The sequence below is a fragment of the Streptomyces stelliscabiei genome (genome assembly GCF_014873495.1).
Classification (GTDB): Bacteria; Actinomycetota; Actinomycetes; order Streptomycetales; family Streptomycetaceae; genus Streptomyces; species Streptomyces bottropensis.
The window spans coordinates 3,543,429-3,558,347 of sequence record NZ_JADBGF010000001.1; the positions used below are offsets into that span (position 1 = coordinate 3,543,429).

Annotated in this window: 13 protein-coding genes; 10 read left to right on the forward strand and 3 right to left on the reverse strand. The window is 69.0% G+C overall.

What is annotated here, in order from left to right; all coding sequences use genetic code 11:
* Positions 1-329: 329 nt before the first annotated feature.
* A complete protein-coding gene (locus tag H4687_RS15415) occupies positions 330-1,049 on the reverse strand; it encodes an SDR family NAD(P)-dependent oxidoreductase (protein WP_050398252.1) in 720 nt (239 codons plus the stop codon).
* 88 nt (positions 1,050-1,137) lie between these two features.
* On the opposite strand from H4687_RS15415, the gene H4687_RS15420 reads away from it, so the two are divergent.
* Both H4687_RS15420 and H4687_RS15425 read left to right on the forward strand, forming a co-directional pair.
* Complete coding sequence (locus tag H4687_RS15420; RefSeq protein WP_046918963.1) at positions 1,138-1,746, forward strand: TetR/AcrR family transcriptional regulator; 609 nt, start codon at positions 1,138-1,140, stop codon at positions 1,744-1,746.
* Between the two features lie 167 nt (positions 1,747-1,913).
* Positions 1,914-2,141, forward strand: a complete 228-nt coding sequence (locus tag H4687_RS15425) for a hypothetical protein (protein ID WP_046918964.1) — start codon at positions 1,914-1,916, stop codon at positions 2,139-2,141.
* An 84-nt stretch (positions 2,142-2,225) separates the two neighbouring features.
* Here H4687_RS15425 and H4687_RS15430 read toward each other — a convergent pair whose 3' ends face one another.
* Positions 2,226-3,149, reverse strand: a complete 924-nt coding sequence (locus H4687_RS15430; protein ID WP_046918965.1) for a helix-turn-helix domain-containing protein — start codon at positions 3,147-3,149, stop codon at positions 2,226-2,228.
* A gap of 173 nt (positions 3,150-3,322) precedes the next feature.
* Between H4687_RS15430 and H4687_RS15435 the strand changes: the two genes are divergently transcribed.
* The 3 genes from H4687_RS15435 (at position 3,323) to H4687_RS15445 (ending at position 6,505) form a co-directional block, all read left to right on the forward strand.
* Positions 3,323-4,669, forward strand: a complete 1,347-nt coding sequence (locus H4687_RS15435; protein WP_046918966.1) for an aldehyde dehydrogenase family protein — start codon at positions 3,323-3,325, stop codon at positions 4,667-4,669.
* A gap of 457 nt (positions 4,670-5,126) precedes the next feature.
* Positions 5,127-6,242: an alkene reductase gene (locus H4687_RS15440; RefSeq protein ID WP_046918967.1), complete on the forward strand. Its 1,116-nt coding sequence runs from the start codon at positions 5,127-5,129 to the stop codon at positions 6,240-6,242.
* A 20-nt stretch (positions 6,243-6,262) separates the two neighbouring features.
* Positions 6,263-6,505: a hypothetical protein gene (locus H4687_RS15445; protein ID WP_159026258.1), complete on the forward strand. Its 243-nt coding sequence runs from the start codon at positions 6,263-6,265 to the stop codon at positions 6,503-6,505.
* 871 nt (positions 6,506-7,376) lie between these two features.
* Here H4687_RS15445 and H4687_RS15450 read toward each other — a convergent pair.
* Complete coding sequence (locus H4687_RS15450) at positions 7,377-8,063, reverse strand: hypothetical protein (protein ID WP_046918968.1); 687 nt, start codon at positions 8,061-8,063, stop codon at positions 7,377-7,379.
* A gap of 324 nt (positions 8,064-8,387) precedes the next feature.
* On the opposite strand from H4687_RS15450, the gene H4687_RS15455 reads away from it, so the two are divergent.
* The 5 genes from H4687_RS15455 (at position 8,388) to H4687_RS15475 (ending at position 14,335) form a co-directional block, all read left to right on the forward strand.
* Positions 8,388-9,701, forward strand: a complete 1,314-nt coding sequence (locus H4687_RS15455; protein ID WP_046918969.1) for an ABC transporter substrate-binding protein — start codon at positions 8,388-8,390, stop codon at positions 9,699-9,701.
* Positions 9,702-9,805: 104 nt separating this feature from the next.
* Positions 9,806-11,833, forward strand: coding sequence for a branched-chain amino acid ABC transporter permease (locus H4687_RS15460; RefSeq protein WP_046918970.1), 2,028 nt, complete (start codon positions 9,806-9,808; stop codon positions 11,831-11,833).
* Positions 11,830-12,645, forward strand: coding sequence for an ABC transporter ATP-binding protein (locus tag H4687_RS15465; RefSeq protein ID WP_046918971.1), 816 nt, complete (start codon positions 11,830-11,832; stop codon positions 12,643-12,645). Before H4687_RS15460 ends, H4687_RS15465 begins: the two co-directional genes overlap by 4 nt.
* Positions 12,642-13,355 carry an ABC transporter ATP-binding protein gene (locus H4687_RS15470; RefSeq protein ID WP_046918972.1) on the forward strand — a complete coding sequence of 238 codons (714 nt, stop codon included), beginning with the start codon at positions 12,642-12,644 and terminating at the stop codon, positions 13,353-13,355. Before H4687_RS15465 ends, H4687_RS15470 begins: the two co-directional genes overlap by 4 nt.
* A 125-nt stretch (positions 13,356-13,480) precedes the next feature.
* Positions 13,481-14,335, forward strand: coding sequence for an alpha/beta hydrolase (locus tag H4687_RS15475; protein WP_046918973.1), 855 nt, complete (start codon positions 13,481-13,483; stop codon positions 14,333-14,335).
* The last annotated feature ends 584 nt before the right edge of the window (positions 14,336-14,919 follow it).

Sequence of the window (14,919 nt, forward strand, 5' to 3'; positions counted from 1 at the left end):
CTCGAACCCACGGCCGACCATCCCCGCATACGCAGGGCCGACTCGACCGTCTCGGAGCCCTCGACGCCAGCCTTGGAGCTATCCCCGTGCGCGGGGCCGGCTCATTGAGGGTGTCCAGGAGATCATCCGCCCCAGAGGGCGATACATGACTTGATGTCCGCATTGCCCTCCTCGCTGACCGGCCGGCTCGTCGACCGGTACGGCCGTACGCCGAAAGCCGCAGCCCCCGGCCTCACCCTCCTCGTCGCCGGAATCACCGCCGCGGCGCCTGCCGCGGCTGGGCAGGAACCTGGGCCTCGTCTCCGGCACCCGCGACGATTTCCATGGGTTCAGAGTTCGGCGACGACGCGTCGTAGCGTGCCCGGCGCGATGCGCAGCATGGCGGGCATGACTTTCGTCTGACCGGGGAACGCCATGTTCCGCCCCCGCCGAAGAGCTTTCATCGTGACCGCCGCCACCTGTGCGGGAGTCAGTTTCTTCCCCGTGGCTTCGGCGTTCATGGGCGTGTCCGTAGACGGTGGGAGGACCTCGAGGACATGGGTGCCCTGCGGGGCGAGTTGACGGCGCAAGCCGTCCGCAAAGCCGTGCAGGCCGGCCTTCACCGCGCCGTGGGTGGGCGCGCGAGTGGGCGAGACCAAAGCGAACCCCGAGGTGATGAAGACGATCGCGTCGGGCGATGGCCATCGCTCGAGCACTTCACCCGTCAACTGGATGGGGGCGGTGAGGTTCAACGCCACCTCGGCATCGAGAGTCGCATTGGGGTTCTTGCCGGCTGCATAGTCTCGTTCCTCGAACGTACCGGCGTTGTTGACCAACACGTCCAGACGCCCGAAGCGATCGGCGACTGCTTGCAACAACGCCGCCCGGTCAGCCGCGTTCGTCACATCAGCCCGCACGGCCAGCGCCTGCGGGTGTGCCTGCGCGAACCGGTCAAGCGCAGCCTGCGAACGCCCGCAGACGACGACAGACGCCCCGAGCCCCACGAAGGACTGCGCGAGGCTCAAGCCGATGCCTGAGGTTCCGCCCGTGATGAGCACGGTCTGCGACATGATGCCGCCTCTCTGTATACCGTACCGATTGGTACGAAACACGTTAGCACATCCGTACCGATCGGTATCGAAGGGGTAGGATGAAGGAATGAGCTCGACGACACCGGTCCCTCCTGGCAGGCCTCGCGCGTTCGACATCGACGAGGCACTCGATCGTGCGGTCCTGGTGTTCTGGTCAAAGGGTTTCGAGGGCGCCAGCCTTGACGACCTCACCGAAGCGATGGGTATCAGCCGCCCCAGCCTGTACAGGGCGTTCGGCAACAAGGAAGACCTCTTCTACAAGGCGCTGGAGCGGTACACCGAGGGTTTGACCTCCTACTTCGCTCGGGCTCTGGCAGAACCCACAAGTGGAGCGGTGGCTACTGCTGTGCTCCGAGGGACGGTCGAGGCGGCAACCACGCCGGGACTCCCCACGGGCTGTCTTGGCGTGCTGGGTGCGTTGGCCACCGGGGATGAGAGCCGCCCGGTCCGAGACGCACTCATCGCATGGCGCGAGGAGGGGATAGCCCACTTGACGCGCCGGTTTCAACAGGCGGTGGACGCCGGTGACCTTCCGCCTTCCGCGGATCCTCATCTGCTTGCGCTCTACCTGAGAACAGTCGCCAACGGGATTGCCGTCCAGGCCGCGAGTGGCAGTTCCCGCCCTGAGCTGCTGCAAGTCGCGAACCTCGCGTTGGGCAGCTGGCCAAGGCTGTAGTCAGTTGGTTGGCCCGGGATCTGCGCACGTACTTCGACTCTCCGTGGTTCGCGCGGGGCCGGCGTGACCGGCGCGACGCGTCCATGGATGGCCGGGCGGCGTACGAGTGGTGGCGTCGTCGCGACGAGCGTGGACCTCGTCCGTAGGACACGAGCTGGGACCGGGAGGTGTCCACGGTCAACGGGCTCACGGAACCGCCGCGACGGGTGGAGGAGCTGCGGGTGCGTCACCTGGAGCGGTACCTGATGTCGACGCGGCAGACGTGCGGGGAGACGCCAGCCCGCCGGAACCCGTACGAGGAGGCCATCCGCCGGCTGACCCTCGAGAACGTCGCCCTGCGCAGCGGCGGCACCGTTCTTCCGCTGCCTACCCGCAGCACGCCCGCGCCGTCCTGACTCCGACACCGCCCCCGGAGGCGTCTGGCGTGCGAAGGGACGCTGGGCGTGGCGCGCAGCCAACTACCGATGATCAACTGTTCATCAGGCCGTGCGTGCCGGCGGCATCCCGGCTCCCGCCCTTGTCGCGTCGGTGCCCCAGCTGGCCAGCAGTCGTAGTGCCTCCGCTGACGGGGAACCGGGTTCGGCGTGGTACGTCACGAGCATCCGTTCGTGGGCGTCGGCCTGGTGGAACGACTCGAGGCGGAGGTCGAGTTCGCCGACGAGCGGGTGGTGCAGGCGCTGGATGCCGTGGCACTTCTCCTTGACGTCGTGGGTGGCCCACAGCCGCCGGAACTCCTCGCTCTTCACGGAGAGTTCGCCCACCAGAGCGGACAGCCGGGGGTCGTCCGGATGGGAGCCGGCGTCCATGCGCAGCTGAGAGACGACGTCGTTCGCTTTGTGCTCCCAGTCCACGAACAGGTCGCGGTACTCGGGCCTCAGGAACACCAGCCGCGCCCAGTTCCGCTCGTGCGCCGGCAGCTCGGCCCAGTCACCGAAGACCGCCGCGGCCAGCCGGTTCCAGGCGAGGATGTCCGAGCGCCGCCCCACGAGGATCGCCGGGACGCCGTCCATGGTGTCCAGCAGCGTCCGCAGGGGGCCTCGCACCTGCTGGGCCTGGCCGGCCGGCTTCTTCTTGTGCTTTTTCGGCTTCGCCAGGTGCGTGAGATGGGCGTGCTCGGCGTCGCTCAGCCGCAGCGCGCGGGCGATGGCGTCGAGGACCTCCGCCGACACATGCCGCCCGTTGCCCTGCTCCAGCCGCGTGTAATAGGCCACCGACACTCCGGCCAGCTGCGCCAGCTCCTCGCGGCGCAGCCCCGGCACCCGCCGGTACCGTCCGAAGTCCGGCAGGCCCACGTCCTCCGGCTTCAGCCGGGCCCGTCGTGTGCGCAGGAACTCGCTGAGCTCGGCACGCGGGTCCAGCGCGCCGGCGGCGGGCTCGTGCACCGGTTCGAGGTATTCGTCCATGCCTCGAGTATCCACGGCCGGACGCACACCAGCCTGACCCAGCCAGTGGTAGGCATCGCGGGCATACGCAATGCCGTGACCTGGGTGAATACCGGATCGTCCAGCACGCTGGAGACCGTGCCCGGCTGGAAGGCAGCCGGGGCGTGGCTTGCATCAAGAACGGAGCACACCCCATGACCGCAACACAGGGGACCGAGTCGAGGACCCACCAGACGGAAACGGCCGCGGAGGTGGTCGGCCGTCTTCGTGCGACGTTCAACACCGGCGTCACCCGCGGACTGGACTGGCGCGTCAACCAGCTGCAGCGGCTGCGGGCACTGCTGGTCGAAAACGAGCAGGAGCTGATCGAAGCGCTCTGGGCGGATCTGAGGAAGAACGCCGCCGAGGCGAAGACGCAGGAGATCGACTTCACCGTCGCCGACATCGACGAGACGCTGGTGAATCTCGAGAGCTGGCTTCAGCCTCGCCCGGTGGAGGTTCCTGCCCACTTCGGTCCCACGACAACGGCGTACACCACGTACGACCCGCTCGGGGTCGTCCTGGTGATCGCTCCCTGGAATTTCCCGCTGCACCTTCTCATCGACCCCATCATCGGCGCCCTGGCCGCCGGAAACACCGTGGTGGCCAAGCCGAGCGAGATCTCGGTGAACACATCGGCGGTGGCTTCACGCCTCCTGCGACAGTACTTCGACGCCGACGTGCTCACCGTGGTCGAGGGGGGCGCCGAGGAGACCACGGCCCTCCTGGCACAACGCTTCGACCACATCTTCTACACCGGAAATGGCACCGTCGGCCGGATCGTCATGGCCGCAGCCGCCAAGAACCTCACCCCCGTCACACTCGAACTCGGAGGCAAGTCACCGGTCTTCGTGGCGCCCGACGCCGACGTGGACGAGACCGCCAAGCGGCTGGTCGGCGCCAAGTTCGGCAACGCGGGGCAGCAGTGCATAGCCCCCGACTACGTACTGGCCGATCCGGCCACCGCCGCCGCACTGGTCCCCGCCCTCCGCGCGGCTATCGAAGCCCAGTTCGGCACCACCCCGCAGACGGCAGCCGACTTCGGCCGGATCATCAACGAGCGGCACTTCGACCGGCTCACCCGCCTGCTGGACTCCGGCCGGGCGGCGGTGGGAGGCCGGCACGACCGCGACGACCTGTTCATCGCACCGACCGTGCTCACCGATGTCGACCCCGCATCGCCGGTCATGCGGGAGGAGATCTTCGGCCCGATCATCGCCGTCGTGGAAGTCGAAGACCTCGATGCCGCCATCGCCTTCATCAACGAACGCGACAAGCCCCTGGCGCTCTACGCCTTCACCACCTCCGAGGCCACCAAGTCGCGCCTCCTGAACGAGACGTCCTCCGGCGGCGTCGCCTGGGGCCAGCCGGTGATGCAACTGCTCATGACCGGCCTGCCGTTCGGTGGCGTCGGCGAAAGCGGCATGGGCCGGTACCACGGCCGGTACTCCCTCGAGACGTTCAGTCACCTCAAGGCCGTCGCGGACGTACCGCTCAACTAGCCTCGCGGTTTCGTGAAGCAGGCTGTCCGATGGGCGATCGGCCGGCGGAAGCGCCTCAGGCCGAGAACGAGGATCGCTGATATCGCTGTTCCCGCCACTGCCCAAAGCGCGTTCCAGGTGAAGCCGTGGATCGGTCCTCTTCGCGGGGGCGCGTCGAGGGAGTCGGTCGCGGCGCGGCCTCCAGACACCGATCCGTACCGACTCCGGCGGCGGCACCCATGACTTCGTCAGCCGGCCGGCCGCTGATCGTGCGCAAGGAGCGAACACCCTTACTCCGGAGGGCAGTTGTGCTTGGAACGGCGTCGACGCCGACGCCGACGGCATGCGGCTCTCGCCGCGTTCGCCGCCAACCCCGTGCCTGCCCGAGGAGCGCATCCGCGCCACCGCCGGGCAGCGTGGATCCCCTCTGCGTCGCAGACATTCATCCCGTTTACCACCGCACTAAAGAAAGAAACCCATGACTGTCAATATTTCAGAAGTTTCGCCCGCTTCTTCGCTTTTCTCCGCCGTCTCTCTCGGGAAGATCGAGCTCGCCAACCGCATCGTCATGGCACCGCTGACCCGGGTCCGGGCCGGTTCCTCCGGCATCCCCGGGGACCTCATGGTCGAGTACTACCGGCAGCGGGCGAGCGTCGGAATGATCATCACCGAGGGCACCTACCCCGACCACGCGTCGCAGGGGTATGTCGGTGAGCCGGGCATCGCCACCGACGAGCAGGCGGCCGGCTGGCAGCGGGTGTTCGAGGCGGTGCACGCCGAGGGCGGCCGCATCGTCCTGCAGATCATGCACGCCGGCCGCGGCACCCACCCCGACATCAACGGCGGCCGCCGTATCCTCGCCCCCAGCGCGATCGCCATCGACAACAAGACGTTCACCGAGAAGGGCGAGCAGCCCTACCCCGTACCGGAAGCAATGACCACCGCAGAGATCCGGGCAGCCCGGGAGGACTTCGTCGCCGCGGCCCGCCGAGCAATCGACGCGGGAGCGGACGGCGTGGAAATCCACGGCGCCAACGGCTACCTGCTCCAGGAGTTCCTCTCCCCGGCGGCCAACCAGCGCACCGATGGCTACGGCGGCTCGCCGCAGAACCGTGCCCGCTTCGTCGTCGAGGTCGTCACGGCGGTCGCCCAGGCCGTCGGTGCCGAGCGGGTCGGGCTGCGGATCTCGCCGGAGGTCGACCTCGGGGACGTCTTCGAGACCGACCGGGACGACGTCCTGGCCACCTACGGCACCCTGCTCGACCGACTGCGCCCGCTGGGCCTGGCCTACCTCTCCGTACTGCACGCCGAGCCGGGCGGCGACCTTGTGCAGGAGCTGCGGCGGCGCTTCGGCGGCAAGCTGATCGTCAACAACGGCCCCCTCGGCGGGGGGCAGACCACCCGCGAGCGGGCGCTCCGGCAGATCGAGGCCGACCACGCCGACGCCGTGGCCGTGGGCCGGGCCCTCATCGCCAACCCCGACCTGGTCGAGCGCTGGCAGGGTGGCCACCCGGAGAACGAGCCGCGGCCGGAACTGTTCTACGGGCCGGGCGCCGAGGGCTACACCGACTACCCCTTCCTCGAAGCGGCTTGAGGCCACGGTCACGCCTGTCCATGCGGCAGCCCCACTCACCCCATGGACAGGCGCCCGACCAGCGACACTGTGCCCGCCCCTTTGCACCCCCCGGCCACACCGGCGATCACGCCCCGCTGCGGGCACGGCAGGTCTGCGAGGCGATGGACATGGAGACCGCGCCCAACAACATCAACAACACCCGCCTGGAACTCAAGCGACTGACCGCCCGCGGCATCCTGGTCGAGACCGAGCGGGGATTGTTCGCCCAGCCGCGGCCATAGCTGCCCGGCGGCCCTCGGAGCAGCCTGCCTACCCCAGCCGACAGGGCAATACGGACATCAAGTCACGCACCGCCCTCCGAGAGCGGCACCAAAGGACGAGCACCTCGTACGGAACGGGGTGAACGTCCACAGTCGTCTCCGCGCACCCCGAGTGTCCCCTGGTGCTGTTTCCTGTACGGGCCGTTTCTCGCCGCCCCGAGGTCGGCGGCTACGCCGCGATCCATGGGGCGCCCAGCGCCCTGATCATCGTCCGCCACCGGCTCCCGACACCCAGAGGTCACCGGGCGACACCACCTCCGGATCCTCGCGTCCAGCCAGCGTCCAGAATTCGACGCCCAGACGCTCGCACAGCCCACGACGCCATCCTCCAGCCGTGGGCTGATACGTCTGCACAGGTCAGAGCGACCTCAACCAACGCTGATGGCAGCGGAGTCGAACTCACGAGCAGCGGATTCCACCCCGTGGACCAACACCCTGAATCCGCACCCCAGATGAGGCGTTTCCGCAGGTCACAGGGGTGCATAGTGGGGCGGGCGGGACTCGAACCCACGGCCGACGGCTTATGAGTCCTTTGAGGATCTTGGCGGTCCTTGCCCATCAGCGTGCGTTTCACGATATTTTTGCTGGTCAGGCTGGGTGCGCCGCGCCTCCGCCTCTGCCGGTCTGCTCCTATCCTTGCGTCCCAACTGCGTCCCGATCTCACCCCCGGGAGGGCCAGGGAAACCGAACTTTCGGGCGATAACGCCAGCTCGGAGGTGGGTTTCGAACCCGTCCGCAGCGGATCGCCCTTCCCATGGGCAGACCTCCGCGCCCAGCGACGCATGGCCGCGCGAACCCACCTACGCCGATTCGGTGCACTGGCCGAACACCATCACGCCGGTTCGGTGAACTGGTCGAACACCGTCACGGCGGCGCGGGTGGCGAGGGACCAGCGGTCCTCTCCTTCCGGGTCCTCCAGGTTGGGGTGTCCGGCGATCCAGCGCATGTGGAAGCCGTCGAGCAGGGCGGCGATGGTGGTGGCGAGGTGCTCGACCTTGTAGGGCGCGCGCATGCGCAGCCCGTAGGCGTCCAGCAGCGCCTGGTACGCCTCGCAGGCGACCTCGGTGAACGACTCGCCATAGTGCCCCAGGGCGTCGCGGACGCGTGGGTTGGCGGCGCTGGCGTAGAAGCCGAGCAGCACGCGGTAGATCGGGTCCACGCGGTGGTTCTCGTGGTTGTCCGCCAGGACGTCGTTGAGAGCCTCCTGCCAGGTCGTGCCGCTGTCGACCGCCTCCTTGAAACGACGGATGCTCTCCGGCAGCCCCGGGACCAGTTCGGCCTGTCGGCTGGTGAGGTGGAAGAGGAGATCTGCCTGGAAGTCGGCCTGCGCGGGCCAGATCTGGTAGATGGATCCGGTCGTGATCGCCGGTGCCGTGTCGTCGCCCAGCCTCTCCCGCATGATGCGGGTGGCCTCCTCGGTGACCCGCTTGACGCGGATATGAGCAAGGGCTGCGGAGACAGCCGCCTCACTCGTGTCAGAGGTGCCGGCGCAGACGAGTTCGGTGGCCGCCTCCAGCATGAGAGCCCGGGTCTCTTCGGGTGTGCGCCGAGGGAGCCTGCGTCTCACGGCGTCCGCCGCCATGTCCTTCCCCTCCCGTTGCGTGATCGTTAATTCGGCGTGAACCGGGGCGTTGACAGGGCGCCAGCGTACACCTAGATTCCCGATCCGTAAGAAAGTTACGAAACTCGAAAGCGCCGATCACCTGGCCTTTCGAAGCACCTCGGGCTGGACCCAGGCACCGGTCATCCCTGTGCGCCCTCCTGCCCTCCTCTGCCTTCCGCGCTCTCCCCGCATGCCGTGCCGGGCACCGCCCTGCCGTTTTCCGATCCTGGAGGATCCTGCATGCCCGCAACCTCACGTCCCCTGAGACTCGGCCTCGTCTCCGCCGCCATGGCGCCCCTGCTGGGCATCGCCGCATGCGGCGGATCGGGCACCAACGCACCCTCGTCGTCCGGCGCCTCCGGGGGTGGCTCCTCCGCGAGTGCGGACTCCCGCTCGGCGAGTGACGTCGTGACCGACTACCTCGGCTACGTCGGCGGAAAGGCGGGGAAGGCCGACGCCGGGCTCGACCCGGTCACCCTGGGCTGGGTGAACGTCGAGGGCGGCCCCGGCGGCAACCCCGAGGCCACCCTGGGTGCCCGTGCCGCCGTGAAGTACGTCAACGACAGGTTGGGCGGTATCGGCGGGCACCCGCTGAAGCTGAACGTCTGCACGGTGGTGTCCGCCGAGGAGGAGGGGCAGAAGTGCGGCCAGCAACTGCTCGGCGCCGAAGAGGTCTCCGCCATCGGTGTGGGCAACCTCTACCTCGGAGACGCGTCCTTCAACTCCGTGATCGCGGGGAAGAAGCCCGTACTGGTCGGAGTGGCGACGGGCCCGACCATGCCCACCGCGAAGAACACCTTCAGTACGTTCGGCGACCTGCCGCACATCTTCGGTACCTGGGGCACGTACGCCCGTGACGCACTGAAGGCGAAGACCGCGGCGGTGATCCACACGAACACGCCCGGCGACAAGATCGCCTCCGGGGCCGCGGTGAAGGGCCTGGAAGCCGCCGGTCTGAAGGTGAGGTCCGTCGGATTCGACGCGCAGTCCACCGATCTGATCGGCCCGGTCACCGCGGCCGGGGCGAACACCGCAGATGTCGTGGTGCCCATCTCCGTCGGTGGCGGATGCGTCGGGATCGCCAAGGCACTGAAGCAGCTCAATGTCACCAAGCCGGTGGTCTCCACGCCGCTGTGCATGTCCCCCGATGTCGCCCAGGGACTCGGCGGGGACCTGCCCACCTGGACGTACGGCGTCGCCCAGACGCTGCCGACGGATTCCTCGGCCGCCGACTCCAAGGCGTTCCTGAAGGCCTCGGCGCAGGCGGGGCTGGACAAGGACGACCAGTCCAAGGTCTTCGCGCCGCTGGGCTGGAGCACGGTCCTGACGTACGCGAAGGTGCTCAACGCCATCGGCCCGGACAAGATCACCCCCGCGTCGGTGACCGAGCAGCTCAAGAAGTTCCCCGGGCCGGTCGTCATGGGCGCCGCCGAGGTCAAGTGCGGCAAGTACCCGGACGCCCTCGCCGTCTGCAACGACCAGGCGAGGTTCTACCGGTACGAAGGCAAGGGCCAGTTCAAGCCCCTGACCGACTGGATCCGCCCGCCCCAGTGAGCCCCAGCCCGCCCCGCCGCCGCCGCTGAGGCCGCAGCCCTCGCGGGACGCGGCCTCAGCAGCACGGACTCGCGGATGTGCGTGCTCATGACAGGAGTCATGAATTGGAACAGATCCTGCTCTTCGCCTTGCTCGGCCTCGGCCAGGGGGCACTGATCGCCGGCATCGCGCTCGGCGTGGTGGTCACCTACCGGGGCTCGGGCGTCATCAACCTGTCCACCGGCGCGGTCGCCATGACCTCGGCCTATGCCTTCTGGGCCCTGACCACCGGTTTCTTCGGGTTCACGCTGCCCGTGGGACTCGCTCTCGCCGGTGCCCTCGCAGTCGCACTCGCCGTCGGAGTCCTGACAGAGGCGGCGGTCTTCAAGCCGCTACGCACCGTCTCGCCCCTGGCCAAACTCGCGGCATCCCTCGGCATCCTGCTCACCCTGCAGGCCACCGTGCTCCTGGTCTTCGGGGTGCAGCCGAAGCAGGCACCGAGCATCCTTCCGGCCGACACCGTCACCATGCTGGGCGTCACCACACCCTCCGACCGCTTCGTCCTGGCCGGACTGGTCGTCGTGATCGCCCTGGTCCTGGGTGCCCTGTACCGGTGGAGCCGCTTCGGCCTGGCCACCCGCGCGGCCTCGGAGAACGAACAGGCCGCTCTTCTGGCAGGCCTGTCGCCCAACAGCGTCTCGATGGCCAACACACTCCTGGCCGCCCTGGTCGCCGGGCTCCTCGGTGTCCTGGCCGCGCCCATCGTCCAGGTCGACTCCATGACGCTGCCCCTGCAGGTGGTCCCGGCCCTGGCCGCCGCCCTCTTCGCCGGTTTCACCTCGCTGTGGATCGCCTGCACCACGGGCATCCTCATCGGAGTGCTCCAGTCGATCGTGTACTACCTGTCCACGCAGAGCTGGTTCCCGACCGACAACGGCAACGCCATGCCCGGCCTCCAGCAGCTCCTCGTCTTCCTCCTGATGGTCGTCGCCCTGTACGTGCGCGGCGCCGGTCTGCCGCGCCGCGGTGAACTCGTCGAACAGCGGCTGCCCGCGGTGCCCCTGCCCGAGCGGCTGCTACGTCCCGCCCTGATGGCCGCCGCGGTCGCCGCCGCCGCACTGACAGTGCTCCCGTTCGACTTCCGCCAGGCACTCACGAACTCGATGATCGGCATGGTCATCGTCCTGTCCTACGTCGTCATCACCGGCTACGTGGGACAGATCTCCGTGATGCAACTCGCGCTCTCCGGAACCGCGGGCTTCGTCCTCTCCCACCTCTCGGTCCGGTTGGGGATCCCGTTCCCGTTCTCCGCCCTCGGCGCGATGCTGCTGGCCACACTGCTCGGAGTGGCCGCGGGCGTCTCCGCCCTGCGGGTGCGGGGTGTGAGCCTGGCCGTCGTCACCCTGGCCGCGGCCCTGGCCATGGAACAGGCGCTGTTCAACAACACCTCGTTCGGCGGAACGGCCGGAGTGTCCGTACCCCCGCCGCGCCTGTTCGGGATCGACCTCGGACCGAAAGCGGACTTCCGCGGTCTGGACGGCAACGAACCCAGCCCCATGTTCGGCTTCCTCGTCCTGGCCGTCACCGTCGCCCTCGGACTGTACGTCGCCCATCTCAGGCGCACCGGACTCGGCCGCCGGATGCTCGCCGTCCGCTCCAACGAACGCGCCGCGGCGGCAGCCGGTGTCGACGTGCGGGGCGTGAAGATCGCCGCGTTCGCGATCAGTTCCTTCATCGCCAGCGCGGCCGGCACCCTCTACGGCTACAACTTCGGCTCGGTCAGCGCCGCCCGGTTCACCGCGCTGGCCGCCCTCGGGCTGATCGGTTTCGCCTACATCGGCGGCATCACCATGGTGTCCGGAGCCGTGATCGCGGGGCTGATGTCCACCGAGGCGCTGCTGCCCCACGCGCTGGACAAGTGGTTCGGGATCAAGGGGACCTGGGCCCTGCTCTTCGGCGGCGTCTCCCTGATCGTGACGCTGATCGCCAACCCCGACGGCATCGCGGGCGCCGCTCACCGCCGGAAGACGGCGAAGAGGGCGAGACGCGCGGCGGCCACGACAGGGCCACCGTCCGACAGCGCGGCCGCCGTCGGCTCCCCGCGGATCCACCTCGGCCGTACCGCTGCCGACGCCAAGGAGGTCGCACCGTGAACGTGCTCTCTGTCCAGCAGCTGGGCGTCAGCTACGGCGGCGTCCACGCGCTCAACGATGTCTCCCTGGAGGTCGGCGAGGGCCAACTCGTGGGGCTCATCGGCCCCAACGGGGCCGGCAAGACCACCTTCGTGGACGCCGTCACCGGCCTCGTCGCCTCCCGGGGAAGAGTGGAACTCTATGGCGAGGACCTGACCGGACGGCCGCCCCATGTACGAGCCCGCCGAGGACTCGCCCGCACCTTCCAGAGCAGTGAACTCTTCGAGGACCTCACGGTCGCGGAGAACCTCCAGGTCACGGCGGACCCTTCGACGTGGTGGACCGCGCTCGGCGAGACCTTCGGCCGCCGCCCGTCCCCGAACCCCGCTGTCGGGGAGGCCCTTGCGGCCCTGGGACTCGAGGACCTGGCCGACGCCTCGGCGCACGAACTGTCCCAGGGCAGACGCAAACTCGTCGGTGTGGCACGGGCCTTGGCAGCCCGGCCCCGCATCATCTGTCTGGACGAACCCGCGGCCGGCCTGGACACGACGGAGAGCGCCGGACTCGGACGCCGACTGCGCGCGGTCGCCGACGCCGGCACCGCGCTGCTCCTCATCGACCACGACATGAGCCTCGTGATGGGCGTCTGCGACCACGTCGTCGTACTGGAGTTCGGGAAGGTGATCGCCTCCGGGACGCCGGCACAGGTCCGAACCGACCCCGCCGTCGTCACCGCCTACCTCGGGGCATCCACCGCCCGGCCCGCCACCGCGTCCGGCACGTCGAACGCCGGCTCCGCCAAGACCGTCACCAGCACCCCGGAGACACCATGAGCACCCCAGTCCTGGAGGTGGCCGGCCTCACCGCCGGATACGACGGAGCCCCCGTCGTCCGCGGGATCGACCTCGAAGTGGGCGCGGGAGAGGTCGTCGCCCTCCTCGGGGCCAACGGAGCGGGGAAGACCACCACGCTCAAGGCCGTCTCCGCCCTGCTGCGCCCCCTCGCCGGCACGATCACGTTCAACGGAACGGACCTCGGCAGGATCCCGGCGGCGACCCGCGCCCGCCTCGGCATCGCCCACGTTCCGGAAGGACGAGGCATCTTCTCCGGCCTCACGGTGGCGGAACACCTGCGCCTCGGTCACCGGGGCGAGCGCCTCGACCACTCGGCCGCCCACCGTTACTTCCCCGCCCTGTCCCGCCTCCAGGACCGCAGGGCAGGACTGCTCTCCGGCGGCGAGCAGCAGATGCTCGCCATGGGACGAGCCCTGGCCCGCGGCCCCAAGCTGCTCCTGCTCGACGAGCTGAGCCTCGGCCTGGCACCCATCATCGTCGAGGAGTTGCTGCCCATAGTCAGGCACTATGCCGACGACACCGGCTGCGGAGTGCTGCTCGTCGAACAGCACGTCGGCCTCGCCCTCGACATCGCCGACCGCGGCTACGTCCTCTCCCACGGCGAGATCACCACGCACGCCACGGCCCGGGAACTCCGGGCCGACCAGTCCCGGATCATCGCCGGCTACCTCGGCGAGCAGCACGCCTGACCCGGCCGGGCGGCCACAACCGCCGTGCGCCACAACCGCCATGAGCCTCAACCGCTCGGGCCGGCCCACCTGTACAACCCGGCCGGACGCTCAGGGCTGCCCGCGTACCCAAGACAAGGAATCCGATGTTCACCTTCCACAGCGAAGACGGCGTCCAGATCCACGTGCACGAATGGAAGCCGGACACCCCACCGCGAGCCGTCGTGCAGATCGCCCACGGCATGGGAGAGCACGCCGGCCGTTACGCCCCACTCGCGGCAGCACTGACCACTCGGGGCTACGCCGTCTACGCCAACGATCACCGCGGACACGGGCTGAGCAGGCACGCCGAGCCCGGTCATCTCGGAGACGACGGCTGGAACCGACTCGTCGGTGACATGGTCACCCTGTCAGAGACCATCCGCGAGCAGCACCCCGGCCTGCCCCTGGTGCTGCTCGGACACAGCCTCGGTTCCTTCGCCTCACAGCAGTACGTCCTGGACCACGCCCACCTGATCGACGCCCTTGCCCTCGCCGGTACCACCGCGGTCGACGTCATGCTCGCGGCACAGGCGCAGGCGGACGCGGAGGGAGGAGACCCGCTGCTCGCGCTCAACCAGGCGTTCCAGCCCAGCCGCACGCCGTTCGACTGGCTCAGCCGGGACGAACCGGCCGTCGACGCCTACCTCGCCGACCCCATGTGCGGCTTCAGCCTCGACGCCCAGGGCATGGCCGACATCACCATCGCCTCGGCGTCACTTGCCCAGCCCAAAGGCATCCCGGCAGATCTGCCCATCTGCGTCCTGGTCGGGGATCACGACCCGCTGAACGCCGATCTCTCACTCAGCAACCTGCTTGTCGAACGCTACGGCGAGGCCGGCCTCACCGACGTGACCTACCTCATCTATCCCGCAGCCCGCCACGAGTTGTTCCACGAGACCAACAAACAGGAGATCGTCAGCGACCTGCTGGCCTGGCTGAAACGCGTCCTCGCCCGCTGACCCCGGCGCTGGAGACAGCGTCCCCAGGACCGCAAACAGTTATGGGGCGGGCGGCTGCCAGGACCACGCCCCCATGCAAGTTGGCTACCCGGGGCCGCAACCCGTCGAAGCACCCGCCGACGGGATCGCCGACGCAGGCGAGGTCGTCGATCGAGGCACTGTGGATCACGCTTCTGAGCCGGCGGGGAGGCGCTCGTAGTCGCGGGCCGAACGTCGGCGGAGCATGATCCCTCCCAGGCTGGTCGCGGGCCTTGGTCGGTTACTGCTTCCTGACGAAAGCTGCCGGTGTCGATCTCGGTGAGGACGCCGAGCCTGACGAAGCGTTTCAGCGTGGTGCGGGTGCCTTCGATGCTCTTGGGCAGCGGTGCTCGGGCAGGTCGGGCGAGGCGGGGCTGGGTGGGAAGCCTGTACCAGTGGATTCCGCCCGCGCCCACACCATCAGGCGACACCAGAACCACCCACTCACGAACCGCTCCCAGCCGACGGCGGCGGCAGCCCCGGTGAGCCGGAAGTCGCCCAGCATCCCGGTGGCCCGCCACCACACCGCACCGACCCCGCCGCCCACGGCCAGAGCAGCGTAGGCG